The organism is Roseomonas alba (assembly GCF_019430885.1).
In the GTDB taxonomy this organism is placed as follows: Bacteria; Pseudomonadota; Alphaproteobacteria; order Acetobacterales; family Acetobacteraceae; genus Neoroseomonas; species Neoroseomonas alba.
Map to the genome: position 1 here is coordinate 333,533 of NZ_JAHYBZ010000006.1, position 25,862 is coordinate 359,394.

26 protein-coding genes are annotated in these 25,862 nt (G+C 69.1%); 9 read left to right on the plus strand and 17 right to left on the minus strand.

The window, feature by feature from the left end; all coding sequences use genetic code 11:
* Positions 1-65 precede the first annotated feature (65 nt).
* From KPL78_RS18420 to KPL78_RS18435, 4 genes are all read left to right on the plus strand, one after another.
* Entirely contained in the window at positions 66-1,085 is a 1,020-nt protein-coding gene (locus KPL78_RS18420) for a hypothetical protein (protein ID WP_219764438.1), read from the plus strand.
* 232 nt (positions 1,086-1,317) lie between these two features.
* A complete protein-coding gene (locus tag KPL78_RS18425; RefSeq protein WP_219764439.1) occupies positions 1,318-2,940 on the plus strand; it encodes an ABC transporter substrate-binding protein in 1,623 nt (540 codons plus the stop codon).
* 397 nt (positions 2,941-3,337) lie between these two features.
* Positions 3,338-4,948, plus strand: a complete 1,611-nt coding sequence (locus KPL78_RS18430) for an ABC transporter substrate-binding protein (protein ID WP_219764440.1) — start codon at positions 3,338-3,340, stop codon at positions 4,946-4,948.
* A gap of 59 nt (positions 4,949-5,007) precedes the next feature.
* The gene (locus KPL78_RS18435) at positions 5,008-5,334 is read left to right on the plus strand and encodes an NIPSNAP family protein (RefSeq protein ID WP_219764441.1); all 327 of its coding nucleotides are present in this window, start codon (positions 5,008-5,010) and stop codon (positions 5,332-5,334) included.
* Positions 5,335-5,613: 279 nt separating this feature from the next.
* On the opposite strand, the gene KPL78_RS18440 is transcribed toward KPL78_RS18435, so the two are convergent.
* From KPL78_RS18440 to KPL78_RS18475, 8 genes are all read right to left on the minus strand, one after another.
* The gene (locus KPL78_RS18440; RefSeq protein ID WP_219764442.1) at positions 5,614-6,519 is read right to left on the minus strand and encodes an EamA family transporter; all 906 of its coding nucleotides are present in this window, start codon (positions 6,517-6,519) and stop codon (positions 5,614-5,616) included.
* Positions 6,519-7,670, minus strand: coding sequence for a mandelate racemase/muconate lactonizing enzyme family protein (locus KPL78_RS18445; RefSeq protein ID WP_219764443.1), 1,152 nt, complete (start codon positions 7,668-7,670; stop codon positions 6,519-6,521). The genes KPL78_RS18440 and KPL78_RS18445 overlap by 1 nt, the downstream gene beginning before the upstream one ends.
* Positions 7,671-7,672: 2 nt before the next feature.
* A complete protein-coding gene (locus KPL78_RS18450; RefSeq protein WP_219764444.1) occupies positions 7,673-8,641 on the minus strand; it encodes a Bug family tripartite tricarboxylate transporter substrate binding protein in 969 nt (322 codons plus the stop codon).
* Positions 8,642-8,997: 356 nt separating this feature from the next.
* Positions 8,998-9,984 (minus strand): Bug family tripartite tricarboxylate transporter substrate binding protein, encoded by a 987-nt coding sequence (locus KPL78_RS18455; protein WP_219764445.1) that lies wholly within the window; start codon positions 9,982-9,984, stop codon positions 8,998-9,000.
* A gap of 165 nt (positions 9,985-10,149) precedes the next feature.
* Positions 10,150-11,130 (minus strand): Bug family tripartite tricarboxylate transporter substrate binding protein, encoded by a 981-nt coding sequence (locus KPL78_RS18460; protein WP_219764446.1) that lies wholly within the window; start codon positions 11,128-11,130, stop codon positions 10,150-10,152.
* Between the two features lie 53 nt (positions 11,131-11,183).
* Positions 11,184-11,981 carry a class I SAM-dependent methyltransferase gene (locus KPL78_RS18465; protein WP_219764447.1) on the minus strand — a complete coding sequence of 266 codons (798 nt, stop codon included), beginning with the start codon at positions 11,979-11,981 and terminating at the stop codon, positions 11,184-11,186.
* 4 nt (positions 11,982-11,985) lie between these two features.
* Positions 11,986-12,459 (minus strand): L-2-amino-thiazoline-4-carboxylic acid hydrolase, encoded by a 474-nt coding sequence (locus KPL78_RS18470; protein ID WP_219764448.1) that lies wholly within the window; start codon positions 12,457-12,459, stop codon positions 11,986-11,988.
* Between the two features lie 201 nt (positions 12,460-12,660).
* Positions 12,661-13,062, minus strand: a complete 402-nt coding sequence (locus tag KPL78_RS18475) for a hypothetical protein (RefSeq protein ID WP_219764449.1) — start codon at positions 13,060-13,062, stop codon at positions 12,661-12,663.
* 158 nt (positions 13,063-13,220) lie between these two features.
* Between KPL78_RS18475 and KPL78_RS18480 the strand changes: the two genes are divergently transcribed.
* The gene (locus tag KPL78_RS18480; protein ID WP_219764450.1) at positions 13,221-13,952 is read left to right on the plus strand and encodes a DUF805 domain-containing protein; all 732 of its coding nucleotides are present in this window, start codon (positions 13,221-13,223) and stop codon (positions 13,950-13,952) included.
* 409 nt (positions 13,953-14,361) lie between these two features.
* On the opposite strand, the gene KPL78_RS18485 is transcribed toward KPL78_RS18480, so the two are convergent.
* Positions 14,362-15,756, minus strand: coding sequence for an amidase family protein (locus tag KPL78_RS18485; RefSeq protein ID WP_219764451.1), 1,395 nt, complete (start codon positions 15,754-15,756; stop codon positions 14,362-14,364).
* Positions 15,757-15,899: 143 nt separating this feature from the next.
* Between KPL78_RS18485 and KPL78_RS18490 the strand changes: the two genes are divergently transcribed.
* Entirely contained in the window at positions 15,900-16,505 is a 606-nt protein-coding gene (locus KPL78_RS18490) for a putative adhesin (RefSeq protein WP_219764452.1), read from the plus strand.
* On the opposite strand, the gene KPL78_RS18495 is transcribed toward KPL78_RS18490, so the two are convergent.
* The 3 genes from KPL78_RS18495 to KPL78_RS18505 all read right to left on the minus strand — a co-directional run bounded on the left by KPL78_RS18495 (position 16,506) and on the right by KPL78_RS18505 (position 19,133).
* Entirely contained in the window at positions 16,506-18,362 is a 1,857-nt protein-coding gene (locus KPL78_RS18495; protein ID WP_219764453.1) for an ABC transporter ATP-binding protein, read from the minus strand.
* A 68-nt stretch (positions 18,363-18,430) separates the two neighbouring features.
* Complete coding sequence (locus KPL78_RS18500) at positions 18,431-18,649, minus strand: hypothetical protein (protein WP_219764454.1); 219 nt, start codon at positions 18,647-18,649, stop codon at positions 18,431-18,433.
* A gap of 82 nt (positions 18,650-18,731) precedes the next feature.
* On the minus strand, positions 18,732-19,133 hold the full coding sequence (locus tag KPL78_RS18505; protein WP_219764455.1) for a hypothetical protein: 402 nt from the start codon (positions 19,131-19,133) through the stop codon (positions 18,732-18,734).
* Positions 19,134-19,448: 315 nt separating this feature from the next.
* Between KPL78_RS18505 and KPL78_RS18510 the strand changes: the two genes are divergently transcribed.
* The 3 genes from KPL78_RS18510 to KPL78_RS18520 all read left to right on the plus strand — a co-directional run bounded on the left by KPL78_RS18510 (position 19,449) and on the right by KPL78_RS18520 (position 21,548).
* Positions 19,449-19,751: a hypothetical protein gene (locus KPL78_RS18510; RefSeq protein ID WP_219764456.1), complete on the plus strand. Its 303-nt coding sequence runs from the start codon at positions 19,449-19,451 to the stop codon at positions 19,749-19,751.
* A gap of 274 nt (positions 19,752-20,025) precedes the next feature.
* A complete protein-coding gene (locus tag KPL78_RS18515) occupies positions 20,026-21,009 on the plus strand; it encodes a Bug family tripartite tricarboxylate transporter substrate binding protein (protein WP_219764457.1) in 984 nt (327 codons plus the stop codon).
* A 152-nt stretch (positions 21,010-21,161) separates the two neighbouring features.
* Positions 21,162-21,548, plus strand: coding sequence for a VOC family protein (locus KPL78_RS18520; protein WP_219764458.1), 387 nt, complete (start codon positions 21,162-21,164; stop codon positions 21,546-21,548).
* 44 nt (positions 21,549-21,592) lie between these two features.
* Here KPL78_RS18520 and KPL78_RS18525 read toward each other — a convergent pair whose 3' ends face one another.
* From KPL78_RS18525 to KPL78_RS18545, 5 genes are all read right to left on the minus strand, one after another.
* Positions 21,593-22,024, minus strand: coding sequence for a Ros/MucR family transcriptional regulator (locus tag KPL78_RS18525; RefSeq protein WP_219764459.1), 432 nt, complete (start codon positions 22,022-22,024; stop codon positions 21,593-21,595).
* Positions 22,025-22,210: 186 nt separating this feature from the next.
* Positions 22,211-22,414: a hypothetical protein gene (locus KPL78_RS18530; RefSeq protein ID WP_219764460.1), complete on the minus strand. Its 204-nt coding sequence runs from the start codon at positions 22,412-22,414 to the stop codon at positions 22,211-22,213.
* Between the two features lie 354 nt (positions 22,415-22,768).
* Positions 22,769-23,941 (minus strand): acyl-CoA dehydrogenase family protein, encoded by a 1,173-nt coding sequence (locus KPL78_RS18535; protein WP_219764461.1) that lies wholly within the window; start codon positions 23,939-23,941, stop codon positions 22,769-22,771.
* Between the two features lie 3 nt (positions 23,942-23,944).
* Complete coding sequence (locus KPL78_RS18540; protein ID WP_219764462.1) at positions 23,945-24,709, minus strand: enoyl-CoA hydratase/isomerase family protein; 765 nt, start codon at positions 24,707-24,709, stop codon at positions 23,945-23,947.
* Complete coding sequence (locus KPL78_RS18545) at positions 24,706-25,764, minus strand: acyl-CoA dehydrogenase family protein (RefSeq protein WP_255569169.1); 1,059 nt, start codon at positions 25,762-25,764, stop codon at positions 24,706-24,708. The genes KPL78_RS18540 and KPL78_RS18545 overlap by 4 nt, the downstream gene beginning before the upstream one ends.
* Positions 25,765-25,862 lie beyond the last annotated feature (98 nt).

Consider the following 25,862-nt stretch of genomic DNA (forward strand, 5'->3'; position numbering starts at 1 on the left):
GGACGCGAAGGCTGGCCCGGCAACGTCACCCTGGCGCCCTGCCTGCGACGCGGCATGATCCGCATATGACAAGCGACAGCCACGATCCACGGCAAGGGGGCGCGATGGTCGGACGGCGGGTGATGGCGCTCGCCCTCGCCGCCCTGCCGGCTGCCTGCGCCGGCGTCTCCCCGATCGAAGCGGCGCGCCTTGCCCGGGACGGCGAACATGCGACCGGCCGGCTGGCCGCAGATGTTTCCGCGGCGCAGCAGCGGGTCGAGCGGGCGCGGGACCTGGTGCTGCTCCGCGCGGCCCTCGCCGCCCCTGCCGGCACCGGCGTCGCCGCGCTGCGGGCACAGCCCGGTGTGATGGCGGCCGATGCGCGGCTGGCCCCCGCGTCGGCGATCCTGGCCCAGGACCACGAGGCCCTCGAAGGACTGCGCGAGAGCTACCGCGGCTTCGGCGAGGTCGCCGCCGGGCGCGATCCGGAAGCGTTCGACGCGCTGCTCGACCGCGCCATGGAGGATGCCGAGGCGCTACGCACCCTGATCGAGCGCCACGCCACGGACGGATCCGAACTGGTCGAGAGCCTGCCGGGCGGCGAGACCGTCATCGGTGTCGCGCGCCTGGCTGGCGGCGCGATCAGCCGGGCGCGCGCGGCGCGCGGCCTGATGGAGCCAAACGACGCGCTGATCGCACTGCTCGACAGCCTGATCGGTTCGGCCGAGCGCGAGAAGGCGATGCTCGGTCCGCTGCTGGCCGAGGTGGCGGCCGACCACGGCGCGGATGTCGCCGCGGCGCTGCGCCGGGCCGGCGTGGCGCGGGTAGGCAGCGCCGCCGCACTGGACGGCCTCGCGGAGTCCTTTGGCTGGTCCATCTCGCCCCTCGCCGATCAGCGATTGCGGGAGGGTGCGGCGCGGCGGGTCGCGCTCGGGCTCGATGCCGTTGCGGCGCGGCGTGCGACGGCGGAACCGGCACGTATGCTGGACCCTGCGGCCGGTCGCGCCGTACTGGCGGCGCTACGGGACCGGCACCTTGCCCTGCGCGCCGGGGCTCGGCGGGACCCCGATGCCCTGCGCGACAGTCTGCACAGGCTGGCACGGTAGGAAGCCCGCCGGGCGCAGCATGTCTGTCGTGCCTGCTCCCATGGAGTGCGGTCCGGGATGCCGGCATCCGGCCCCCCGATGACGTTGCACGGCAACGCCGATGGAAACGCCCGGCAGCCTGGCTCAGAAGGGCGATGCCTCTCCATGGCCTGAGCGCCACCGCCACAAGCGGCCCGATCCTTGCTAGCCCCGCCGCGACCCTGGTGCCACGGCGGCTCCGGGCTGGGAGAGCATGATGAAACTGAAGAATCGTCTGGCCGGTGGCGCCATTGCCGCCGCCGCACTGCTTGCTTTGGGGGCAACCGGCGCCGTCGCGCAGCAGGCCGGCACGCTGCGCATCGCCATGACCGCGGCTGACGTGCCGACCACCTCGGGCATGCCGAACAATGGCTACGAGGGCATGCGCTTTCTCGGCTATCCGATCTTCGAGCCGCTGGTGCAGTGGAACCTGACGCGCGCCGACGTGCCCGCCGATATCCGCGACGGCCTGGCCGAAAGCTGGACGCAGGATGCCGCCAATCCGAAGCTGTGGCGCTTCCGCCTTCGCCAGGGCGTGAAGTTCCATGACGGCACGGCCTTCAACGCCGATGCGGTGATCTGGAACTTCGACCGCTTCTTCCGCAACGACAGCCCGCAATTCGACGCGACCGGGTCGGCCATCACGCGCGGGCGCATTCCCGTGCTCGCCGCCTATCGCAAGATCGACGAGTACACGGTCGAGATCGAGACCACCCGGCCCGTCTCCTACTGGCCGTACCTGATGACGCTGGTCCTGATGACCTCGCCCAATTCCTTCGAGCAGGGCGGGCGCGACTGGGCGCGCACCGCGGCGCTGCCGCCGGCGGGCACGGGTCCCTTCCGCCTGACGCGCTTCGTGCCACGCCAGTCGGCCGAACTCGGGCGCAACGCCGAGTATTGGGATGAAGCGCGCCGCGCGAAGCTGGAGCGCATCGTGCTGCTGCCCATGCCGGAAGCGACGACCCGCCTCGCGGCGCTGCGCTCGGGCCAGGTCGACTGGATCGAGGTGCCGCCGCCGGATGCCATTCCCTCCTTGCGCCAGGCGGGGTTCCAGGTGGTGACCAACTCCTACCCGCATGTGTGGCCCTGGGTCTTCGCCGTCGGGCGCAACGGCAGCCCGGTCGCCGACCAGCGCGTGCGCCAGGCGCTGAACTACTGCTTCGACCGCGCCGGCCTGGTGACGATGCTGAACGACACGGCGGAACCCGCGGTCGGCTTCTTCCGCCCCTCCGACCCGCGCTTCGGCAGCCCGCAGAACCGCTACACGCTCGATGCCGCGCGCGGCCGCGCATTGTTGGCCGAGGCCGGCTACACCGCGCAAAATCCGCTGAAGATCAAGATCGCGATCTCGCCGTCGGGTTCGGGCCAGATGCTGCCGCTGCCGATGAACGAGTTCCTGCAGCAGTCGATGAAAGAAAACTGCGGCGTCGACGTCACCTTCGAGGTGGTGGAGTGGAACACGCTGCTCGGCTCCCAGCGCGTGGCACCGGATCAGCCGCAATGGCTGGGCGCGGATGCGGCGAATGTCTCGCTGGTCTCCTCGGACCCGTCGCAGATGGCGCGGTGGTTCCTGTCCTCGAACTTCTCGCCGCGCGGGTCGAATTCCGGCCATTGGCGCGACGCGCAGTTCGATGCCGCGCTCGCCGAGCTGGAGACCGCGACCGACCCGCAGCGCATCCTGGCGCTGACCCGCACGGCCAATGAGCGGCTGGTGGATGGGGCGCCGTGGCTGTGGATCGTGCACGACCTGAACCCGCGGGCGATGAGCCGCCGGGTCAGCGGCTTCGTCTCCGCGCAGTCGTGGTTCCAGGACCTGACGCGGGTGTCGCTGCAGTAAGGGACGGAACCGAGAAGGGCGCTGCCCCTCTCGCGCGAAGCCTGGGGTGGGAAGGTCGTCGGAGAGGGGCTTCACTCCTCTCCGAACCTCACCCCGGCAAAGGCCGAAAGGCCTTTGCAAACCGATCTCTGGCCCGGGCGGGAACGCCGTGTTGCCCCTCCCAGCACGCTCGGTGCGCAAAAGCGCGTCTCGGCATGTCGCTCGGCCAGGGGCGCCCGGCGCCAAATTGAGGTTTCCAAAGGCCTTTCGGCCTTTGGCGGGTCCAGGGCAGAGCCCTGGCGAGGTGGTTTGGAGGGGCGGAGCCCCTCTATCCGCGCGCCCTCCCCCGGCCCACTCCTTGCATACAATCGCGCAGGGGCGCCGGACCACGGCGCCCCCGATACGGGGAGATCGTTGCATGACCAAGTTCCGGCGGCTTGCCGCCACCGTGCTGGGCGCTGCGCTGTTCACTGCAGCCGGCACCGCCGATGCCCAGCAGCCGCGCACCCTGCGCATCGCCATGACAGCGTCCGACGTGCCCACCACCACCGGCATGCCGAACAATGGCTTCGAGGGCATGCGCTTCCTCGGCTATCCGATCTTCGAGGCGATGGTGCTGTGGGACCTGTCCGATCCCTCGAAGCCCGCCGATCTGCGTCCTGGCCTCGCGGAACGCTGGGAGCAGGATCCGAACGATCCCAAGACATGGATCTTCCACCTGCGCCGCGGCGTGACCTTCCATGACGGCACGCCGGTCAACGCCGATGCGGTGATCTGGAACTACGACCGCTTCTTCCGCAACGACAGCCCGCAATTCGAACCCGCCGGATCGGGCATCACCCGCGCGCGCACGCCGATCCTCGAATCCTATCGCAAGATCGACGACTACACCGTCGCGCTGACGACGAACCGCGTCGCCTCCTACTTCCCCTACATGGTGGTCTATCACCTGATCGCCTCGCCCCAGGCGTGGGAGAGCGCGGGACGGGACTGGGCGCGCGTCGCCAATGCGCCCGCCGGCACCGGGCCCTTCCGCCTGTCGCGCTTCGTGCCGCGGCAATCGGCGGAGCTGTCGCGCAATGACAATTACTGGGACACGGCGCGGCGCGCGCGGCTCGACCGCATCCTGCTGCTGCCGATGCCGGAGGCGAACACCCGCCTGGCCGCCCTGCGGTCCGGCCAGGTCGATTGGATCGAGGTGCCGCCGCCCGACGCCATCCCGTCCCTGCGCGCGGCGGGCTTCACCATCAGCACCGGCTCCTACCCGCATGTCTGGCCGTGGTTCTTCCAGATGAACGGTGACAACACGCCGTTCAAGGATGTGCGCGTGCGCCAGGGGCTGAACTACTGCGTCGATCGCGAAGGGCTGGTGCAGTTGCTGAACGGCACGGCGGAACCATCCGTCGGCTGGCTCAAGCCCTCCGACCCCGCCTTCGGCAATCCGCAGAACCGCTACCGGCTCGACCCGGCGCGCGGCCGTGCGCTGCTGGCCGAGGCCGGCTTCAACGCCCAGCGCCCGCTGCGCTTCCGGGTCATGATCTCGACCTCGGGGTCGGGTCAGATGCTGCCGCTGCCGATGAACGAGTTCCTCCAGCAGAACCTCCGCGAGGCCTGCGGCGTCGAAGTCGATTTCGAGGTCACCGACTGGTCCAACCTGCTGACCGCCACGCGCAGCGCCTGGAACACGCCGGTCGTGGCGAATATCCAGTCGCTGAACCCGTCCTCGCCATCGTCGGATGCCTCGGTGATGGCGCGGTACTTCCTGCGTGCCTTCCAGCCGCCCAACGGCTTCAACTGGCCCGGCTTCAGCGACGACCAGTTCGAGGCCGCCTTCAGCGAGCTCGAACAGGCCCGCGACCCCGCCGCCTACACCCGCGCCTATGCCCGCGCGCATGAGCGGGTGGTGGACAACCCGCCCTGGCTCTTCATCGTGCATGACCTCAATCCGCGCGCGATGAGCCGGCGGGTGACGGGCTTCGTCCCCGCCCAGTCCTGGTTCACTGACCTGGTGCCGGTGACCCTGCAATAGCTTCCCCGGGCGCGCGCGGCGGGACATGCTGCGCGCGCCTTGAACACAGGAAGCACACCATGATCGTCGATCTGCGCATCTACACCTGCCTGCCCAACCGCGTCGCGGAGTTCGTCGAGCTCTACGAGAAGATGGGCTGGCCCCTGCAGCAGAAGCACCTCGGCAACTGCGTCGGCTGGTACACGACGATCGAGGGCGAGCTGAACACCGTGGTCCATATGTGGGGCTACGAGGACCAGGCCGATCGCGAGAAGCGCCGCGCCGCCATGGCCGCCGATCCGGAATGGGGCGCCTACCTCGCCGAGGTCGCGAAGCGCGGGATTCTGGTGAAGATGCAGAATCGCATCGTGAAGCCCGCGCCGTTCTTCGCGGCGCTGAAGAAGTAGGGGCCGCGCCCCTTTCTGGGCTGTGGAACCGAGAGGGGCCCTGCCCCTCTCGGGCTCACCCCGCCAAAGGCCGAAGGGCCTTTGGAAACCTCAACCTGGCGCCGGGCGCCGCTGTCATGATCGGTGCCGAAGCCTACTCTTGCGCACCGAGCGCTCTGAGAAGGGGACGAGATGCCTGTGGTGCACAGCACCAGGTGACGGTTTCCAAAGGCCTCGGGCCTTTGGCGGGGTGGCTTGGAGGGGCGGAGCCCCTCCAACCCTCCTGGCGAGATAGTCCCCTCACCGCCCCAGCAGCACCAGCACCACCCCGGCGACCACCGTCAGCGCCCCGATGACGTCGCTGCGCTTCATCCGCTCCTTCAGGAAGAAGCGGCTGAACAGAAGGGTGAACAGGATCTCCACCTGTCCCACCGCGCGCACCAACGCGACGGGGGCATAGGCGAAGCCGGTGAACCAGCAGGCCGACCCCAGCGCGGACAGCGTCCCGACCTGCGCGGAGGACCGCCATGTCGAGAAAAGCTGCGGGATGGACCGCCGCTCCGTCGCGACCAGCCAGCCGCCCTGCATCAGCGTCTGGAGCATGTTGATCACCACCAGCGTCTCCAGCGCCCGCAGCGTCGGGTCCGGCCCGTCCAGCGACTGCGTCGCCGCGCGGATGGCCAGCGCGCAGAGCGCGAAGGCAAAGCCCGCGCCAAGGCCATAGATCGCGGAGGGCTGCATGGTCGCCGCGATCACCTCCCGCCACGACGACACGCGACCTGCAAGCGACAGGTACAGCGTCCCGCTGACCGACACGGCGATGCCGAGCCATGCCAGCGGTGCGAAGGACTCCCCCAGGAAGATCAGCGCGATGAAGGCCGCCTGCACCGCCTCGGTCTTGGAGTAGGCGGTACCGACCGCGAAGCCGCGATGGCCGAAGGACATGATGAGCAGGTTGGTGCCGAGGATCTGCCCGAGCCCCCCCAGCGCCGCATAGACCAGATAGAGCCAGGAGATCGTCGAGAGCTGCCCACCGACGAAGGTGAGATACAGCGTGACCAGCAGCACCCCGACCGGCACGCCATAGAGATAGCGAACGACGGCCGCCGCATTGACGCTGAGCTGCCCGCGCAGCTTCTGCTGCAAGGCGGTCCGCCAGGTCTGGAACAGGCCGGCGCACAGCGTCGCCGCAACCCAGATGGGCATCAGCCGAGCCTCGGATCCAGCCAGGGCCTCGGCATGGGTTGCCAGGGTGTCAGCCGCGCCCCGGCTTCCTCCAGCGCGGAACCGAGGCCCGGCGTGGCGGACAGCGTGGCCGTGCCGCGCGCGAAGCGCAGATCGTGTCCGGTGACGAGGGTGAAGAAGCGATCCGTCTCGCCGAACTGCACTTCCAGCGGCAGCAGGTTCGGCAGCGTCGCGCAGAGATGCACCGAATGCGCGTGGCACACCGGCCCGGTCGGGTTGTGGGGCGCGATCTCGATGCCGGCGGTCTGCGCCAGGGCGGCGATGCGGCGAATCTCCTCATGCCCGCCGGCGTATTTGATGTCGGGCATCAGCACGTCGTAGCAGCCGGCCTCGATGATGGTGCGATAGGCGCCGATGCCGGCGAGCGTCTCCGCGCCCGCGAGCCGCATGCCGCGATCATGCGCCATGGACCGGATGCGGCGGATGGCAGCATGGTTCGCTTCCGCGACTGGGCATTCCAGCCAGAACAGCGCGTATTCCGCGACATCCTGCACCAACCGCGCCGCCCCGCCGGGGGAAAAGCGCCAATGCGCATCGACCATGATGTCGGTGTCGCGCCCCACCGCGCCGCGTACCGCCGCGATGCGCGCGAGGCCCTGCTCATAGGCCGCGCGCTGCGATGCATCGGCGGCGTCCTCCCACACCAGTGGCTCGAAGGGCGCGAGCTTCACGGCGCGGAAGCCGTCCTTCACCGCGCGCGTCGCCGCGGCGGCGAAGCCCTCCGGCGTGCGCGGATTGGCCCCCCGATTGATGTTCGCATAGAGCGGCACCGCATCACGCAGCGCACCGCCGAGCAGCGCATGGATCGGCTGCCCCGCGGCCTGGCCGGCGAGATCCCACAGGGCCTGTTCGAAGGCCGAGAGCACCGCATGCGCGACGAGCCCGCCCGGCGCATGCGGGATCAGCCGCGCGATGCGGTTGCGGTTCGCCGCATCCTCGCCGGTCACATTGGCCGCGAGCCGCGCGACCTCCGCCTCCAGCAGCGCTTCCTGATTGGCCAGCGTGCATTCGCCGAGGCCGCAGCGTCCGTCCTCCGTGCGCACCAGCAGGAAGGACCAGTTGGTCTTCGGCGTGACATTGACGCCCAGATACTCGACGGCGGTGATCCGCATGCTCAATGCGCCTCGATATTCGCGGCCTCGGCGAGGCGCTTCCATTTCGCGATGTCCGCCTCGATCCGCGCCTGGAACTCGGCCGGGGTCGAGGCGACATAGGTGCCGCCCAGCAGCCGCACGCGGTCCTGCAGCGTAGCGTTGTCGCGCAGCGCGACGAGCGTTTCCCACAGCTTCTGGCGGATCGCCTCGGGCGTGCCTTTGGGGGCGAGGATGCCGTTCCAGGCGACCGTCTCGAAGCCCGGCAGCCCACTTTCGCTGACGGTCGGCACCTCGGGCAGGTCGGGATGGCGTTGCAGCGTGCTCACGGCCAGCAGCTTCATCTCGCCGCGGGCGATGTAGGGCATCACGTTCACCAGGTTCGCGAAGGCGACCGGCGCCTCGCCCGAGATCACCGCTTGGGCGAGCTGCGGCGTACCGCGATAGGGCACGTGCTGGATGTCGAGCCCCGCCTGGTTCTTGAACAGCTCCATCGACATGTGGGCGGACGACCCGACCCCTCCGGAGGCGTAGTTCAACTGCCCCGGCCGCGCCTTGATGGCCGCGATCAGCCCGGCGACGTCGCTGACCGGCAGCACCTGCGTGTTCACCACCAGAGCATTCGGCCCCACCACCAGCAGGGCGACGGGGTCGAAGGCATTGGTCAGGTCATAGGGCAGGTCGCGGTAGATCGCCGCGTTGATACCGTTCGACCCGGCATTGCCGAGCAGGAAATTGGTGCCATCGGGCGCGGCGCGGAAGGCGGCCTCGACCCCGATGCGCCCGCCGGCGCCGCCGCGGTTATCCGGCACGAAGGGCTGGCCAAGGGCGGCCTCCAGCAGCGGGGCGATCAGCCGCGCGGTGGTGTCGTTGCCGCTGCCCGGCGCATCGGGAAGTATCAGGCGCACCGGCCGGGTCGGCCAGGGCGCCTGAGCGAAGGCCGGCGCGGCGCAGGCTGCGGCTGCCGCGATCAGGATTCGGCGATGAAACATGGCGGTGGTCCTCCCGGGACGCGCGCAGCCTGACCCGAAGCCGGCCGCGCATCAACGCCGTGCGCCGCCCCGGTCCCGCGTCTGGTCCGTCATGCCTGCCATGCGGGATTGTGCGGACGGCACTAGGGCAGGCCGGCCGCACATCCCTCGTGATCGGGCTCCGCTCGGGACGCCGGCATCGGGCGCAGTCCCGATGCCGGGCTCTCAGAGACCGTTTGGACATGCGCCGATCGGCGCATGTCCATGTCCGGCGCCGGCCCGCACCCGGCCACCCAATTCAGCATACTGTCGTTGAGTGGCCGGGTGGGGGTGCGGGCCGGCGCCGGACTTTTCAAACGGTCTCTCAGGGCAGGCTCTCAGCCGGCGTCCAGCAGAAGGCCTTCCTTGCGCACGACCTCGGCCCATTTCGCGGTCTCGGCACGGACAAAGGCGGCGAAGACTTCCGCATCGCCCGGCATAGGCATGCCGCCGAGTTCGGTGAAGCGCTGCTGCGTCTCAGGCAGGGCGAGCATCGCCATGACCTCGGCATTCAGGCTTGCCACCGCCGCCGGCGGCAGGCCGGCGGGGCCGAACAGGCCGAACCAGGTGTTCACCTCGTAATTGGCGAGTTCCGGCATGGTCTCACGCATCGCGGGCACATCCGGCAGCAGCGGGTGGCGCTCCGCGCTGGTGACGGCGAGCGCGCGGAGGCGGCCGGCCTGGATGTGCCCGATGATGCCGGTGAGGTTGTCGATCAGGAAAGTCACATTGCCGGCCAGGATGTCGAGCTGCGCGGGCGCCGAACCGCGATGTGGCACGTGGATGGCCTGCGCATGCAGCATCTGGAGCATCAGCAGCGGCGAGAGATGCGTCGATTGCCCCACGCCGGTCGAGGCATAGGGGATCTCGCCCGGCCGGGCGCGCAGCATGGCGGCAAGCTCGGCGACGCTGCGTGCCTCGACCGCGGGGTTCACCACCAGGACGTTGGGCCCCCGGATGGTGCCGGCGATGGGCACGATCTGGTCCGCCCGATAGGGCAGGTTGCGGAACAGCGAATACCCGATCGCCTGCGGCCCGATATTGCCGAGCAGCAGCGTCGTCCCGTCCGGCCGGGAGCGCACGACTTCCAGCGTGCCGATGGTGCCGCCCGCGCCGGTGCGGTTCTCGACCACCACCGGAGCGCCGTTCCAGCGCGCCTGCAGGAATTGCGCGACGAGCCGCCCCATGATGTCGGTGGTCCCGCCGGCTGCGGCGGGAACGACGATGCGCACCGGCCCGGATGGACGCCAAGCCTGCGCCCGGGCCGCGACGGGCAGCGCGAGCAGCGGTGCGGCAAGCGCCGCACGGCGGGTGATCCTGACCATTCCTGTCCTCCCTTGGATCTGCGTCCTTGGAGGAGAGCATGGCCTGCCGCGGCACGCCGCGAAAGCCCATCCCCCTGATGGGCCGTACCGTGCCGCCCGCGCGCCTCGGTGACAGTCAGAAAAAGGAGGGGGCGCGGGGGAGTTCCCTCCCCCGCCCCTTTCCCTTCAGGTCGCGTCCATCTGCAGCCCTTCGCGCCGGATGACCACGCCCCATTTCTGGATCTCGCTGCGCACGAAGTTCGCGAAATCCTCCGGCGAACCGGGCGCGGGCACGCCGCCCATCTGGGCGAAGCGGGTGCGCGTCTCGGGCAGGCCGAGCATGGTCTGAACCTCGGCATTCACGCCATTGACCGCGTCGGCCGGCACGCCCGTCGGCATGAACAGCCCGAACCAGGTCGAGACGTCATAGGGCGCGAGCGCGGGCATGGTCTCGCGGATCGCGGGCAGGTCGGGCAGTTCCGGGCTGCGGTCGGCGCTGGTCACGCCGAGGGCACGCAACCGACCAGCGCGGATGTGTTCCATTGAGGAGGTCAGGTTGTCGAAGGCGAACTGCACATTGCCGCCGACAAGGTCGATCAGCATCGGGCCGGCGCCCCGGAAATGCACCGCCTCGGCCTTGGTCTCGGTGAGCTGGGTGAACCACACGGCGGACAGGTGCGGCGACTGCCCGAGGCCCGAAGTGCCATAGGCGGCGCGCCCGTCCTCCCGCTTCAGCCAGGCGACGAATTCCGGCACGGTCTGCGCGGGCACCGAGGGATTGACCACCAGCACGTTCGGCCCGCGGATGACATTGGCCACGGCGACCAGGCTGTCCGGCCGGTATTGCAGGTTGCGGAACAGTGAATAGGCAATGGCCTGCGGGCCGATATTGCCCATCAGCATGGTGCGGCCGTCGGGCGTGGCGCGGACCGCTTCCATGGTGCCGATGGTGCCGCCGGCGCCGGAGCGGTTGTCCACCACCACCGGCGTGCCCCAGCGCGATTGCAGGTATTGGCCGAGCAGGCGTGCCATGATGTCGGTGGTACCGCCGGGGGCCGCCGGCACGATGATGCGGACAGGCTGGCCGGGCCGCCAGGTCTCGGCAATGGCGGCGGTAGGCAGCAGGGCGGGCAGGCTCAGCGCGGCGCGGCGCGACAGGCGGATCATCGGACATTTCCCTTGTGGTCGTGGCGCTCTTATCGCCCGGCCGCGTCGCTGCGTCACGCCCCGCGGCGACCCGTCGCGAGCCGCGCAACAGCAACGAAAGAGCGCGGCCCGTCAGGCCCGCCGCTGAGATAGGCACGCCGCGCAGCCGCTTCGACACGCGTGCGGCGATCCTCCGGCAGGGCGGCGACGAAAGCGCCGGCGATGCCCTGCCCGCCACTGGCCCAAGGCCCCCACCAATCGGCGAAATCCACGAAATCCTGCCGGATCAGGATGTCGCGCTCCGCGACGTCGCGCAGCCCCGCCCCGGTCAGAAGGGCCGCGAGACGCCCCGGCGATCCCACCGGATCGCCCCAGTAGCGGGCGCGGAAGGCCTCGCCATCGGGTTCCGTCGCGGCGACGGTGTCGGCGAAGGCGCGCAGAAAGGCGAAGCCGCCGACGAGGTCCCACATCGTCGCGGCCACGAGGCCGCCGGGCTTGGCGACACGCGCCATTTCCGCGACCGCCGCGGCGCGGTCTGGCACGAATTGCAACACGAGCAGGGAGAGCACGGCATCGAAAGCGCCATCCGGCAGATCGAGCCGCGTGACGTCGCCCGTGGCGAAGCGCGCCCCCGGCACGCGCGCCTGCGCGGCGGCGACGAAGGCATCGCTGAGGTCCACTCCGGTAATGCCCGCATCCGGGTCGCGCGCGGCGACGGCGGCCGACAACGCGCCGGTGCCGCATCCCGCATCCAGCACGGCCGCCGCTGGCGGCAGGGCCAGCGCATCGAGCATCGCCTCGGCCAGGCGCGCGCTCCAGCGCCCCATGCTGCGCTCATAGGCCTCCGCGCTCGTCGCGACATAGCCCGCCATGCGGCTACTTCTCGACGCGATAGCGGAAGTCGCAATGCGTCGCGCCACCCATGATGGTCTGGGTCCGCTCAAGCTTCAGCGCCGGGTCGTAACCCTCGCAGAACGCGCCGTCGCGATTGCACGACAGCACCGCGCCGAGTTCGGCGATGCCCATCTCCTTGTACATCTCGGCATAGCGGCAGCGGGTGACGTTGAAGGCGTAGTGGGTGGCGTCGCGCGCCACGGGGTCGATCCGCAGCGCGTCATCCTTCGTCCACAGCGATTGCAGGGCGATGAAATGGTCGAGGCTGGGCTGCCCGCCGGGGCCATCCTTCGCCATCTCGGCCGCCGTGGCCTTGGCGAGCTTGACCACGGCACGGGTCAGGATGGCCTTGGCGTGCTCCTCGCCGATCTCGGCCTTCATCTCCTCATAGATGCCCTTGGCGAAGGCGGCCTCGATGCGGCGCTGCTGGAGAATGCCCAAGCGTTCCTCGGCCATAATATGAAAGCTCCCCGACGTCGGTGACGCCGGGGAGCCTATCGCGCGCCGTTGGATACGACGAGTTGCTGTTTGGTCGCGGCACCGCCCCGCACGCCGCCCGGTCACCCAACGACAACATGCTGGATTGGGGGACCGGGCGGCGTGCGGGCCGCTGCCGCCGCCGGGAATGCGCCGCAGGGCGCATTCCCGCGCAGTCTCTTACTGCGCGTACATGCCGCGGTTGGTCACGTAGATGCGGCTTGCGGCGCAGATGTTGATGTTGCGCAGCTCGGCCGCACCGCCGCCAACCCAGGTGATGCGGAAGTCGTAGGCGCCGGCATTGGCCGCGCGCGCATTCCACACCTGCCCCGGCGCCACCACGTTCTGGCCGAGCTGATCGACGCCCCAACTCGACAGGCTGGCATGGCTGTACTGGAAGGTAAGGATGGTGCGGGAGGAGTTGTTGACGAGCTGGAAGCGCGTATCGCAACCCGGGCCGGACGGCACCGGGGCGACACCGACCGGCGTCGGCACATAGACCGTCTGCGGCGCGCAGGCACTGACGGCGGCAGCGCCCAGCAGGGCGAGAATGGCAGGCAGCAGGCGGCGCGGCATAGTCACGGCGATCTCCCGGGTTTGGCAGGCGCACCTCTCGGCCCGCCCGTAATTCGATGAAATGACGGTATGCAACGATGGTTACATGAGCAAGATGGCGCGGGCTTGCGCAGGCGCGCGTGGCCATGGTGCTGTGAAGCGCTTCGTCGGGAAGGATCGGGCGGATGACCATCGGACAATGGTTCGGTTTCCAGGGACGCATCGGACGACAGACCTGGTGGCTCGGCTATGTGCTGCCGCTGACGGCGATCTCGATCATCTGCTCGGTGCTCGACATCGCGCTGGGCTTCGTGACGATCCAGGATGCGGCGCCGGTCGACGGCTATGGCTACGGCTTCGAAACCGCGGGCATCGGCCCGTTCGGGCTGCTGTCGCTGATCCCGCTGATCTGGGGCGGGCTCGCCGGGCAGGTGAAGCGCTGGCACGACCGCGACAAGTCGGGTTGGATGGTGCTGATCAACTTCATCCCGCTGATCGGCATGATCTGGGCGCTGATCGAACTGGGCTTCCTGCGCGGCACGGCCGGACCCAACCGCTTCGGGGCGGACCCGCTGGGCGGGACCGCGGCGCAATGGCAGCAGCAGGGCTGGCAGGGTCAGCCGCCGCAGCAGCAATGGCAGCCACAGCAGCCGCAACAGTGGCAGCAGCCCCAGCCGCAGCAATGGCAGCCGCAGCAGCCGCCGCAGTGGCAGCCGCCGCCGGCCCAGGGCTGGCAACCCTCACCCCAGCAGGGCTGGCAGGCACCGCCGCAGGGCTACCCGCCGCCGCAGGGGCCGGGCGCGCCACCCCCGGGGTACGGCCAGCCGCCGGCCGGGTACGGGCAGCCGCCTGCTGGCCCGCCGCCGGGCTACGGGCAGCCGCCACAGGGCAGCGTGCCGCCGGTGCGGCGGGATTGAGCGCCTTCCTCCTGGACCATGGAACCGGGAGGGGCTTCGCCCCTCTCGGGCTCTGCCCGCTAAAGGCCGAAAGGCCTTCCTGACGAGCGGCCTGCTCCCGCTGTTGCGGTTGGAGGGACGCCGCCCCTCCGAACCACCCCGCCAAGCGCCTGGAGCACTCGGAACGCAATTTTCTGGTGCCGGGCGCTGCGCCCTTGCCGCTCTGCCCAGGCACCCGTCATGCGCACGAGCGGGCTGCGGCACCTTTCTAGCTGCGGCGCACGACGCCGAGCGGGCGCACGACGCCAAGTGATGGTCTGCAAAGGCCCTGTGGCCGTTGCTGGGCTTGGCGGCACTGCGGCCAAGGTCCGGAGAGGGGCAAAGCCCCACGCCGGTTCCGTCATGATGGCCGGTTTACGACCGTCCCGCCTTACGCCGGATCGACCGGCGCGGGCGGAACGCCCGCTGCCTCGATCGCCGCGCCAGCCTCGAGCAGTAGATCCTCACGATAGCGCCCGGCCAGAAGCTGCACGCCCACCGGCACCGTGCCGACCAGCCCCGTCGTCACGGTCAGCCCTGGCAACCCCATCAGCGGCACGCCGACCTGGGTGAGCTGCGCCTCCATGATGCGCCGGAAGGCTTCGGGGCTGTCGACATCCTCCTGGTCGCGGAAGGGCAGTTCGCCCGAGACCGGGGTGATGGCGACCGGATGGCGCTCGAAGAATTCCATCCATTGCCGCACGAAGGTCGCGCGCTTCTGCAGCCCGTCCATGAAGGCGTTAAGGTCCGGCACCGGGCACAACTCCTCCATGATGCCGAAGACGAAGGTCGCATCCGGGTCGGCTTCCTTCCGCAAGGCGGCATTCAGGCCGCGGCGGGATTCGGCGAGCCACAGCATGGCCTGCAGCGCGGCGGGTTCGCGCAGCGGCGGGGTCTCGGCTTCCTCCACGGTCCAACCGGCTGCCTCCAGCCGCTTCGCCGCGTCGCGCAGCGCGGCCTCGACCGCGGGCTGCACCGTCATCCCGTCCGGCGCGACGCACAGCGCCGCGCGCTTCGGCGCGGCGGGGCCGTCGAAGGGCACGCCAACCCACCACGGGTCACGGGTGTCTCGCGCCGCCATGGCCGCAAAGCCGAGCCGCACATCCGCGATGGTCCGCGCAATAGGCCCCGACACCGCCATGAGTTGCCCGCCAATATGCCGTTCGGCGCCCGAGGCATTCCAGGCCGGGATGCGCCCCAGCGTCGGCCGCAGCCCGTGCACGCCGCAGGCATAGGCGGGGTAACGCACCGACCCGCCGATATCCGTGCCATGCGCGATGGCCCCGATGCCCGCGGTGACCGCCGCCGCCGCACCGCCCGAGGACCCACCCGGCGTGATCGACGGATCGCGCGGGTTCTTCGTGTGACCATGGAGGGAATTGCGTGTGAACCAGCGCAGGGAAAAGGCGGGCGTGTTCGTCCGCCCGAGCAGCACCGCCCCCGCCTTGCGCAGATTGGCCACCACCGGGCTGTCCTGTGTGGCAATGAGGTCCTTCTGCAACCGCAGCCCGTTTGTGGTGGCGAAGCCCTTCTGGTCGGCGTTCACCTTGATGGTCACCGGCACGCCGGCGAGCGGACCGGGATCCTCGCCCCGCGCGATCGCAGCATCGATGGCGGCCGCGTCGGCCAGCACCTCCTCCGGGCGATGGTCCACCACAGCGTTGATCTTCGGGTTCGCCGCATCGAGGCGCGCCAGCGCATCGCGCGCGGCCTCCGAGGCGGAAACCCGCTTCGCGCGGATAGCGGCGGCAAGGTCAGCAGCGGAAAGGCGCCAGGTATCGGTCATGTACGGTCTCGTGCGTGGGAAGACGCCGATCGCAGCATGCCCGCGCCGCCGCGCCAATGGGGCGTGGCGTTGCGATGCCGGGACGTATGTCCCTACACTGAATGCGGGAAGAAACCCCAGACCGGAACAACGGAGGGTTGCGCGTGCCCACACCCGCAGGCGCCGAGGAAATCGGCCGCTACATCTATCTCTTCCGTGCCCAGACCGAGGACCAGACCTGCGTCATCGACGCCCATGGCGGCTTCGTCTTCGAGAACCGCTCCTTCACCGTCCCCGCCGGCGTCACGCTGAAATTCTACACTCCGCATGGCAGCGCGGTAATCGACGAAGGGCAGTTCGCGCTGAATGTCGCGCAGTTCGACTACACGGTCGCGGAAGAGATCACCGGCGGCCAACCCTGCCACAACTACCTGCTCGCCAAGGCCTGGGGGACGCACACCTTCGGCGATGACGAGGACGACAAGCGCATCACCTATGCCCGTGCCGAAGCGATGCTGGATGCGCAGGACGATCGCCGCACGCGGCAGACCCAGCGCTTCGGCGCGCCGATGGACAGCGTGGCCTCGCTGGTGACGATCCGGAACCGCTGGGACCTGTGGACCGGCATTCCGCTGGAGACTGTCATTCACGAGGTGCGACAGGTCATGCCCACGCTGACGACCTTCCACTGCACCTTCTGCCGCTCGGCGGGGCTCCACCTGCCCTGGCAGACGCCCGAGGGCCCCAGCGTCACGCCGCAGCTCGCCTGATCACAGGAAGCCGCCCGACTGGCGCTTCCACAGCGCCGCATAGGTGCCGTCGCGCTTCAGCAGATCGGCGTGGCTGCCCGTCTCGACCACACGGCCATGTTCCAGCACCACCAGCCGGTCCATGCTGGCGAGCGTGGACAGGCGATGCGCGATGGCGATCACCGTCTTGCCTTCCATCAGCCCCGCGAGTTGCTCCTGGATGGCCGCCTCGACCTCGGAATCGAGCGCGCTGGTCGCTTCGTCCAGCACCAGGATCGGCGCGTCCTTCAGCAGGACGCGGGCGATGGCGATGCGCTGGCGCTGGCCGCCGGACAGCTTCACGCCGCGCTCGCCGACATGGGCCTCGTATCCGGTGCGGCCGCGCCAATCACCGAGTTGTTCGATGAAGTCATGCGCAGCGGCGCGACGTGCGGCGGCGATGATCTCGGCCTCGGAGGCGGACGGCCTTCCGTAGCGGATGTTGTCGCGGATCGACCGATGCAGCAGCGCGGTGTCCTGGGTGACGACGCCGATCGCCCCGCGCAGCGATTCCTGCGTCACCGTCTCGATATCCTGCCCGTCGATGGTGATGCGCCCCGCCTCGGGGGAGAAGAAACGCAGCAGCAGGTTCATCGCCGTCGTCTTGCCCGCGCCGGAATGGCCGACCAGGCCGACGCGCTCGCCCGGCGCGATGGCGAGGTCGAAGCCGTTCAGCACCCCGCGTTCCTGGCCATAGCCGAAATGGACGTCCTCGAAGCGAATTTCGCCGCGCGTCACGACCAGCGGCGTCGCGCCGGCCGGATCGGGTGCGGTCGGCGGCACGGCGATGGAATTGGTGGCTTCCTGGACCACGCCGACATTCTCGAAGATGCCGGTGACGTTGAAGGCGACCCAGCCGGAAATGTTGGCGATCTGCCAGCCCATCGGCAGCGCGGCGGCAACGACGCCAACGCCGATCTCCCCACGCTGCCACAGCCAGATGGACACCGCGCCCATGGCGGTCAGCATCAGCGCGTTCAGCGTGGACAGCAGCAGGCCGTTCAGCGTGACCATGCGCATCTGGCGCTTGAAGGCCTCGGTCAGCCGGGTCACGCCTTCGCGGACGAAGCTGTCCTCCTCCTCCGCCCGGGCAAACAGCTTCACGGTGAGGATGTTGGTGTAGCTGTCGACCACGCGGCCCGTCAGCAGCGACCGTTCCGCCGAGGCCGCGCGCGACCGGTCGCGCATGCGCGGCACGATGAAGCGCAGCAGGGCGAGATAGACGACGAACCACAGCATCACTGGCATGGCGAGCCGCCAATCCGCCTGGGTCAGCCAGATCACCGCCGTGCTGCCATAGACGAGGATGTACCAGACCGCATTCACGCCCTGGACGACGGATTCCCGCAGCGCCGGTCCGGCCTGCAATACGCGGGTCGCGATGCGCCCTGCGAAATCCTCCTGGAAGAAGGCCCAGCCCTGGCGGACGACGTGATAATGGCTCTGCCACCGGATCAGGCTGGTGACGTTCGCCCCGATGCCCTGCTGCGCGACCAGGTTCTGCGCCGTGATGGCCAGCGGCCGGCAGACCAGCAACACCGCCGCCATGCCGACCAGTTGCGGCCAGGCCTCCGCGATGATGCGGTCCGGGCCGTGAACATTCAGCAAGGTGACGACGGTGCCGATGAAGATCGGGATCAGCGCATCCAGCACGGCGACCGTCATGCCGAGCAGGAACAGCAGCACGAACAGCGCCTTCGCCTGCCGGATGAAGTACCAGTAGAAGGCGATCAACCCCGAGGGCGGCGGGTCGGACGGGACGGCGCTGCCGAACAGCCGGCTGGCCGTGGCCCCCGGCGGCGCGACGGGATCGACGGTGGATTCGAAGGGGAGCGCCATGCCCCCATCCACGCCCGCCGGCCGGCGGAGTCAATCGCCGGCCGGTGACGCCTGCGTGTCCGGCGCCGTCAGTTCAGAGAAATGTTCGTGCCGGCCAGCAGGCGCTTGTCGCGGTCGAGTTCCGCCCGGATGAAATGGCAGATTTCCGGCGCGGGCATGCCCCCGGGTGTGGCCGAGGCATCGTTGCGCAGCTTCTGCAGCGCCGGTGCGCTCAGCGTGGCCGTAAGCGCACCATCCAGCGGCGCCGACGGTGCCGAAGAAACCGACCATGTCGGCCATCGGATCATCGGGCCTCGGAACATCTGCCTGCTCACGCGCAGGCAGAGCGGCCGCAAGGCGCCGTGCCGCGCCGGTTCGTGGGAAAGCCGGTCAGTCGCCGGGCGAGGCCGCGGCCGCCGCCAGCACGCGCCGCGCGGCGCGGCGGAGGAGCCATCCGGACGGCCCGCGCGCCTCCAGGATCGCCCGTCGAACGATGCGCAGTTCACCCTCCGCCCGGTTCCGGGCCACCGACGCATCGAAAGCCTGTCCGCGTGCGATCTGCGCGGCCTCCAACAGGGATTCGATCTTGCGTGCCGAATAGGCGTCGGTGCCCTTCTCCTCGATCTCCTGCAATTTCGACCGCGCGTCGGCCAGGTCCAGGGTCAGGCGCGCGATTTCGGCATCCTTATCCGTCTGCTGTGCCGTGGATGCGGCCGATGGCTTCGCCTTGCGCTGGCCGTCGCCGCCACGTTGCACATGCGGCCGCCGCTTGCGGTTCGCCTTGTATGTCATGCCGCACCCGCCTTGCCGCGAGACACGGCCATGTCCGGCTGCATTGTCCAGCCGCCACGCGCGATGGGTGTCGACACCTCGTTGGCTTCCCGCATCTGCGCCTCCCGATTCGAAGATCTGCCCCGACGCTGAATCCGTGAGCCGCCTGAAGCCAGTCCCGTCTTCGTGAGCCGCATGCCCGGCGCCTGTGCTCCGCCATGTGCCAACCGCTCGGAAGCCCCGCGCCGCCGAGCGAGCAAGGCGACCACCACTGGCCGCGCCATGATACAAAGGGTTCGACTCCTCCTGGCGCCACACTTTGCTAAGCAAGCGCCTGTGGCTCGCAAGCATCCTGCCTATCTCTATACCTTTCCGCCCCATGCGCGGCGCGCAGTGCTCGACGCGATGCTTGCGGAGCAGGCGATGGCAGATCTCGCATTTCATCCTGCGTATCGCGCCCTGACGGCGAGCAAGACGTTCTGGCAGGAGCTGGGCCGTGCACTGCAACGCCACGATGCGCCCACTGTCGCAGCAACATGCGAAATCGTGGCCGACATGCTGCGCGCCAGACGGATGACAGCCCGTGCGGCAGCGACACTGGTGCGGGCGTGGCGGCTCGGCCGCCTCAACGCCTGGTAGCCGGCACAGCCGCGCCGGGCGTGTAACCCCGCACTTCCCGGAAATCCGGCGCAGCCGCCAGTTCGACGGGCGATCGCCTATCAACCACTGCCGCAACCCGTCGATTTGACGCGAAGGCATGGCGCGTCATTCTAAGCACAGCGCGATCGAGGCAGGGCAACCCCATCGGGTCGGACACCGATCCGGCGATTCTGCACCGTCCGACGCCAGCAAGCACGAGAACAGTACCGGCAAGGTCCCGCCAAAGGGACAGGCCATGTGGGAGTAACGTACCATGCAACGACGCGACATCCTGACCGGCATCGCCGGCACAACGATGCTGGGCCTCGCCGCCCGAACGGCGAGAGCGCAGTCCTATCCGAACCGCCCGATCCGGCTCGTCGTCGGCTTCGCGCCGGGCGGGCCGACGGATCTCATCGCGCGCATCGCGGCGCGCACCATGTCGGCGGCGCTCGGCCAGACGGTGGTGATCGAGAACCGGCCAGGTGCCAGCGGCAGGGTCGCGGCCTCTGCCGTCGCCCGCGCGGAACCCGATGGGTACACGCTGCTCACCAACGTCCTGGCCGACATGGTCGGCCCGGTGATCGAGGGGGACACGCGGGAACCGCTACTGCGCAGTCTGGCGCCGGTGGCCCTGGTCGGCACGGCACCGAACGTGCTCGTGGTGCATCCGTCGCTGGGCGCCGGCAGCGTTCGCGATCTGGCCGCACTGGCCAAGGCGCGCCCCGGCACGCTGAGCTACGCCTCGGCCGGCATCGGCACGGCGAGCCATCTGGCCGGGGTGCTGTTCGCGGCGGCGGCGGATATCGACCTGATCCACGTCCCCTACAATGGCACCGCCGCGGCGCAGACCGATCTGCTGACCGGCCGTGTCTCGATGATGTTCGACAATCTCGACAACGGCCTGTCGAATGCAGCGGCCGGCAAGGTCAAGGCGCTGGCGGTCACCAGCCCTTCCCGCTGGCATGCCGCGCCAGACGTGCCAACGATCGGCGAGGCCGGCTTCCCCACGGCGGAGATGCTGTCCATCTTCGGCGTCATGGCGCCTGCCGGCACACCCGCTGTCATCATCGAACAACTCGGCTCCGCGCTGGTCGCCGCGTCGCGCGAGGAGGCGACACGCCGCAGTCTGCTCACGATCAGCATCGAGCCCGCCTCGCTCGGTCCGGCGGAATATCGCCGCTACCTGGAAACCGAGACGCGCCGCTGGGAAGCCCTGGCCGCGCAGGGCCGGCTCACCGGAAGCCGCGCCGGGTAAGCAATCTCGCCGGCACCTGCCCACACGGCGTCGACCGGAGGCGCGGGGCCGCGGCTTTCGGCAGGCGATGGAGGTGAAGGACGTCGTCATGAAAACGACGGCGTCTCTCGCTCCTGCTGAGACCAGACAACGACAAGGTGGAGAGACGGGTTATGAAGGGCTACGGCATCGACCATGTGCATCTGCGCAGCACCGATCCCAATGCCGCCGCGCGCTTCTACATGGAGGCACTGGGCGCGCGCGAGACCGGCCGCACGGAGATCCGGGGTGCGCTGCGACTGGTGCTGGACCTTGGGGGGCTCACGCTGTTCATCGAGGCGGTGCCCCCGGCGACGCCGCATCCGCCCGAGCCGCCCTATCTCGGGCTCGAGCATCTCGGTCTGCGCGTCCCCGATCTGGATGCCGCCGCAGCGGACCTGCGTTCCCGCGGTGTGCGGTTCGTCACCGAGCCGCGCGAGGCCCGGCCGGGCACGCGCATCGCCTTCATCGAGGGCCCGGACGGCGTGCGGATCGAACTGATCGAACGCAGCACCGCGTGAGTACGCCGCCGTCCTGCCCTCCACGCGCCGTGCCGGTCGGCGCGTCAGCTCCTCCGCTTCTTCGCGCGCCCCGCCTCGCCGGTGCCAAGGCCAATCTCCTTTGCCAACGTCGAACGGCGTTCCGCGTACGCCGGGGCGACCATCGGATAGTCCGCCGGCAGGCCCCATTTCTCCCGGTACTGATCCGGTGTCATGCCGTAGGCGGTCGCCAGATGCCGCTTGAGCATCTTCAGTTTCCGGCCGTCCTCCAGGCAGATCAGATAGTCGCGCTGGACCGACTTCCTGATGGCAACAGCGGGCTCCTGCTTCACCGCGGCCGGTTCCTTGGCAGCCTGTTCGATACCGGACAGTGCCGCGTAGACGCCCGAAATGAGACTCGGAAGATCCCCGGCCGGCACGGGGTTATTCGAGACATGCGCGGCCACGATAGACGCCGTGAGCTGCAGCATTGCCGGTCTTGCGGTCACTTCTGACATCGGATTTTTCCCGGATCGGATCTACTGGTTGACAAGTATTGCACACTTCGACGACTCAGGAAACGAGTATCGCCTTCACAGAAGTAAGCAATCGGAAAACGGACCGAATTGATAATAAACATTGAACCAGTGGTTGCCAAATTCAGAAATAGTTGCGTCAGGGTTGGATGGATGCAGTGAGCATCGTCAATGGAGAACGGTGCCATGCTTCGCAAGCACCCGCCGGACGCATCTGCGGAGGACGGGCGATCCAGTCCCGGCGAGCAGAAGCATATCCGCGATGCCTATCGCGATCTCACCGTCGCGGATTTCGGCGCAGGCCTTCCAATAGACTTCCACTTCGGCCCGACGATCCGGCGGCGACGAAGTGCGCGAGAGCATCGTCTTCATGGTCCACATCTCCCTTGCCGACTGCGCCAACGCCGCAGAGCGGCGCTCGGTTGCGCGAAAGGCGGGCGGAGATGTCGCACAGGGTCACGGACACTTCAGCGACGGGGCGCACAACGCCACGAAGGCCCGCCTTCAGGCCGACCAGATCGTGCCGCCGGCTGGAGAATGCAGAGCGACATGCTCCGGGACAGCCGGCTGCTGACCGAACCAGGGCGCGGTGGTGACAGGCGAAGGGGCGCCCCCTCCGAATGTCGACGGCGCGCGGCATTCGGAAGGCTGCGCGGAGGATACGCCTGACCCTTTGGCGCGTCTCCTCAGCCGGGATATCTCCAGGATGTCTCTCTACAATTTTCCCTATCCCGGCAGCCCCAGCACGTTCTTCGACAGGATGTTCTTCTGGATCTCGTTCGACCCGCCATAGATCGTGGCCGGTCGCGCCTGGATGTAGAGCCCGGTCGGGTTGAGGTTGCGGTTGCCTTCCATCGGCTCCAGCAGCCCGGCGTTCTCGCCGGCGATCTCCAGCATCGTATCGGTGATGCGCTGGAACAGCTCGGTCTGGAACACCTTCAGCATCGACACATCGGGACCGAGCGTCTTGCCCCGCCGAAGCTTGTCGACGAAAGATCCGTAGAGCGACTTCAGATCCTCCAGATCCAGCCGCAGGCGGCCGTAGGTGTCCTGGAAGGCGACGTCCTCCCACACCCCCATGCGCTCGGCGAGCTGGCGCAGTCGCGTGAAGGCATAGGCCGACAGGCGCGGCGAGCCGAGATAGATGCGTTCGAAGGACAGCAGCGCCTTGGCCATGTCCCAGCCGCGGTTCGGCGTGCCCACCAGGTTCTTTGCCGGCACGCGGACATTGTCGAAGAAGACCTCGCAGAACTCGTCATGATATTCGAGGTTGATGATCGGCTTCACCGTGATGCCCGGCGTCGCCATATCCACCAGCAGGAATGAGATACCCTCCTGCTTCTTGGCATTCTTGTCGGTACGCACCAGCAGGAAGCACCAATTCGCGTCCATCGCGAGCGTGGTCCAGATCTTCTGGCCGTTCACGACATATTCGTCGCCGTCCAGCACCGCCTCGGTGCGCAGCGCGGCGAGGTCGGACCCTGCATTGGGTTCGGAATAGCCCTGGCACCAGATGTGCTCGCCGCTCAGGATCTTCGGCAGGAAGTATTGCTGCTGCTCATCCGTGCCGTGGTTGATCAGCAACGGGCCGACCATGACGATGCCGTGGTCGTTGGTGCGCGCACAGCCGTAGCGCTCGACCTCCTCGGTGAAGATGATCTGCTTGGCCGGGGACAGGCCCATCCCGCCGAACTGGCGCGGCCAGCCGGGACAGAGCCAGCCCTTCTCGGCCAGCATGAAGTACCAGGGCTTGTTCTCCTCCCAATGCAGGCGCTTGGGGGGGTTGCGGAGCTCCGCCGGATAGTTGCCCTCGATCCAGGCGCGGACATGGGTGCGGAAGGCCTCGTCCTCCATGGCGTTGAGGTCGGCGGTTTCCTTCGGTGCGATGGACACGGCCATGGCTCAGCCTCCGAACTTGGGCTTGCGCTTCTCAAGGAACGCCGCACGGCCTTCCTGGAAGTCGGATGTGGTGAACAGCAGGCCCTGGAAGGTCTGCTCGTCGGCCAGCGCCTCGTCGAGGCCTTCCGACAGGATCTTCTTGGTCAACTCGATCGGGCCGGACGCCTCGGCAGCGAGGAAGTGCGCCTTCTCCAGCGCGACTTCCAGCGCCTTGCCCGGGGGGGCGAGGTAGTCCACCAGCCCGATCCGCTCGCCTTCCGGCGCGTTCACCACCTCATGGTAGAACAGGATGCGCCGCGCCCGGCCAACGCTCACGCGGCGCGGCAGGAAATAGGGCAGCCCCATGTCGGACATCAGCCCGATCTTGTGGAAGCCCGCGACGAAGCGGGCGTCCTCCGCGGCGACGATGGTGTCGCAGGCGCAGGCGACGGCCATGCCCGCACCCGCCGCCCAACCTTCCACCGCAGCGACCAGCGGCTTGCCGCCACGCGCCATCAGCCGCACCAGACGGTGCGTGCGGCGCATGCGCTCCCGCCCCGCCAGCGCATCGCCCACATCCATGGCCGAGATGTCGCCGCCCGCGCAGAAGGTGCCGCCCGCGCCGGTCACGACGATGGACCGCACCGCGCGGTCGGCATGGGCGCGTTCGATCGCGTCTTCCAGCGCCGCGCGCACCGCCGGCGCGATGGCGTTCTTGCGTTCCGGATAGTCGATGGTGAGGACGAGGACGCCGCCGTCCTTCTCCTCGCGAAGGCGGGCCTCGCTCATTCCACATCCTCCGGCGCCAGCGCCATGAAGCGGCGGCGATGCAGCCCGGCCGAGCCATACTGGTTCATCACCACCATGCCGCGCCGCAGATACAGCCCGACATCATATTCGTCGGTGTAGCCGATGCCGCCATGAAGCTGGATGCACTGCCGCAGCACATACATCCCGGATTCCACCGCGCGATGCTTCGCCTTCGACACCGCCGCCTGGCGCACCGCACCCGTCGCACCGTCGTCCAGCACCGCCGCCGCGCTCTCCACCGCCGCGCGCGTCAGCGAGAGATGAATCTTCAGATCCGCCGCACGATGCTGCAACGCCTGGAAGGTGCCAATGATCCGGCCGAACTGCTGCCGCGTCTTCAGGTAGCCGATGGTCAGCTCGAAGGCCTTCTCCATCAGCCCCAGCATGTGGCCGGCGGTCATCAGCGCCGCCTCGTCCAGCGCCTGTTCCAGCACGGCGCCGATGTCGTCCGCGACATGCGACGCGCGCGACAGGTCGGGCCGCAGCGTGCCGACGAAGCCGCCATCCATCGCCTTTTCCAGCGTGAGGTCCGCCCCCGCCGCGTCCAGCGACACCAGCGCGATGCGGTTGCCCTCCCGCACCGGCAGCAGGAAGGCATCCGCCCCGCCCGCCATCGGGATGAAGACGCGCGGCGCATCGCCCGTGCCCGGCACGGCGATGCTGTCCGCCTTCTCTTGCCAGGCGGTCAGCACGACTTTCCCGCCTTCCAGCAGCGGGCCAAGCAGCGCCGTGTCCCCGGCCGCCGCCAGCACCCGCGCCGACAGCATCGCCGGGATCAGCGGCTCGGGCGCGAGGCCCGCACCGATCTCCTCCTGCAGCGCCACCGCCTCGGACATGCCGAGGCCCGCACCGCCCGCCGCCTCCGGCACCGCCAGGCCGATCCAGCCGAGCGCACCCATCTCGGCGAAGACCTCGCGCGAGAAGCCAGGTTCGACAAAGCGCAGCGCGCGCACGCGCTTGGTGTCGCCGTCGCGCGGCGCGACCGCGCCCGCGCTGTCGCGGATCATGCGGATGGATTCGGATCGTTCGTCCAAGGCCTGGCTCATCGCTTCCAAAGGTCGGGGGGAGATGAACTCCCCCCGAACCCCCCTCCTTCTTTTGACTGGGCGCCCCGCCGCTGGCGAGGCGCAGC

Excerpts from the sequence above, each read along its gene's own strand:
- KPL78_RS18420 (WP_219764438.1), top strand. The coding sequence starts at position 66 with ATGACAAGCGACAGCCACGATCCACGGCAAGGGGGCGCGATGGTCGGA.
- KPL78_RS18425 (WP_219764439.1), top strand. The coding sequence starts at position 1,318 with ATGATGAAACTGAAGAATCGTCTGGCCGGTGGCGCCATTGCCGCCGCC.
- KPL78_RS18430 (WP_219764440.1), top strand. The coding sequence starts at position 3,338 with ATGACCAAGTTCCGGCGGCTTGCCGCCACCGTGCTGGGCGCTGCGCTG.
- KPL78_RS18435 (WP_219764441.1), top strand. The coding sequence starts at position 5,008 with ATGATCGTCGATCTGCGCATCTACACCTGCCTGCCCAACCGCGTCGCG.
- KPL78_RS18440 (WP_219764442.1), bottom strand. The coding sequence starts at position 6,519 with ATGCCCATCTGGGTTGCGGCGACGCTGTGCGCCGGCCTGTTCCAGACC.
- KPL78_RS18445 (WP_219764443.1), bottom strand. The coding sequence starts at position 7,670 with ATGCGGATCACCGCCGTCGAGTATCTGGGCGTCAATGTCACGCCGAAG.
- KPL78_RS18450 (WP_219764444.1), bottom strand. The coding sequence starts at position 8,641 with ATGTTTCATCGCCGAATCCTGATCGCGGCAGCCGCAGCCTGCGCCGCG.
- KPL78_RS18455 (WP_219764445.1), bottom strand. The coding sequence starts at position 9,984 with ATGGTCAGGATCACCCGCCGTGCGGCGCTTGCCGCACCGCTGCTCGCG.
- KPL78_RS18460 (WP_219764446.1), bottom strand. The coding sequence starts at position 11,130 with ATGATCCGCCTGTCGCGCCGCGCCGCGCTGAGCCTGCCCGCCCTGCTG.
- KPL78_RS18465 (WP_219764447.1), bottom strand. The coding sequence starts at position 11,981 with ATGGCGGGCTATGTCGCGACGAGCGCGGAGGCCTATGAGCGCAGCATG.
- KPL78_RS18470 (WP_219764448.1), bottom strand. The coding sequence starts at position 12,459 with ATGGCCGAGGAACGCTTGGGCATTCTCCAGCAGCGCCGCATCGAGGCC.
- KPL78_RS18480 (WP_219764450.1), top strand. The coding sequence starts at position 13,221 with ATGACCATCGGACAATGGTTCGGTTTCCAGGGACGCATCGGACGACAG.
- KPL78_RS18485 (WP_219764451.1), bottom strand. The coding sequence starts at position 15,756 with ATGACCGATACCTGGCGCCTTTCCGCTGCTGACCTTGCCGCCGCTATC.
- KPL78_RS18495 (WP_219764453.1), bottom strand. The coding sequence starts at position 18,362 with ATGGCGCTCCCCTTCGAATCCACCGTCGATCCCGTCGCGCCGCCGGGG.
- KPL78_RS18500 (WP_219764454.1), bottom strand. The coding sequence starts at position 18,649 with ATGATCCGATGGCCGACATGGTCGGTTTCTTCGGCACCGTCGGCGCCG.
- KPL78_RS18505 (WP_219764455.1), bottom strand. The coding sequence starts at position 19,133 with ATGACATACAAGGCGAACCGCAAGCGGCGGCCGCATGTGCAACGTGGC.
- KPL78_RS18515 (WP_219764457.1), top strand. The coding sequence starts at position 20,026 with ATGCAACGACGCGACATCCTGACCGGCATCGCCGGCACAACGATGCTG.
- KPL78_RS18520 (WP_219764458.1), top strand. The coding sequence starts at position 21,162 with ATGAAGGGCTACGGCATCGACCATGTGCATCTGCGCAGCACCGATCCC.
- KPL78_RS18525 (WP_219764459.1), bottom strand. The coding sequence starts at position 22,024 with ATGTCAGAAGTGACCGCAAGACCGGCAATGCTGCAGCTCACGGCGTCT.
- KPL78_RS18530 (WP_219764460.1), bottom strand. The coding sequence starts at position 22,414 with ATGAAGACGATGCTCTCGCGCACTTCGTCGCCGCCGGATCGTCGGGCC.
- KPL78_RS18535 (WP_219764461.1), bottom strand. The coding sequence starts at position 23,941 with ATGGCCGTGTCCATCGCACCGAAGGAAACCGCCGACCTCAACGCCATG.
- KPL78_RS18540 (WP_219764462.1), bottom strand. The coding sequence starts at position 24,709 with ATGAGCGAGGCCCGCCTTCGCGAGGAGAAGGACGGCGGCGTCCTCGTC.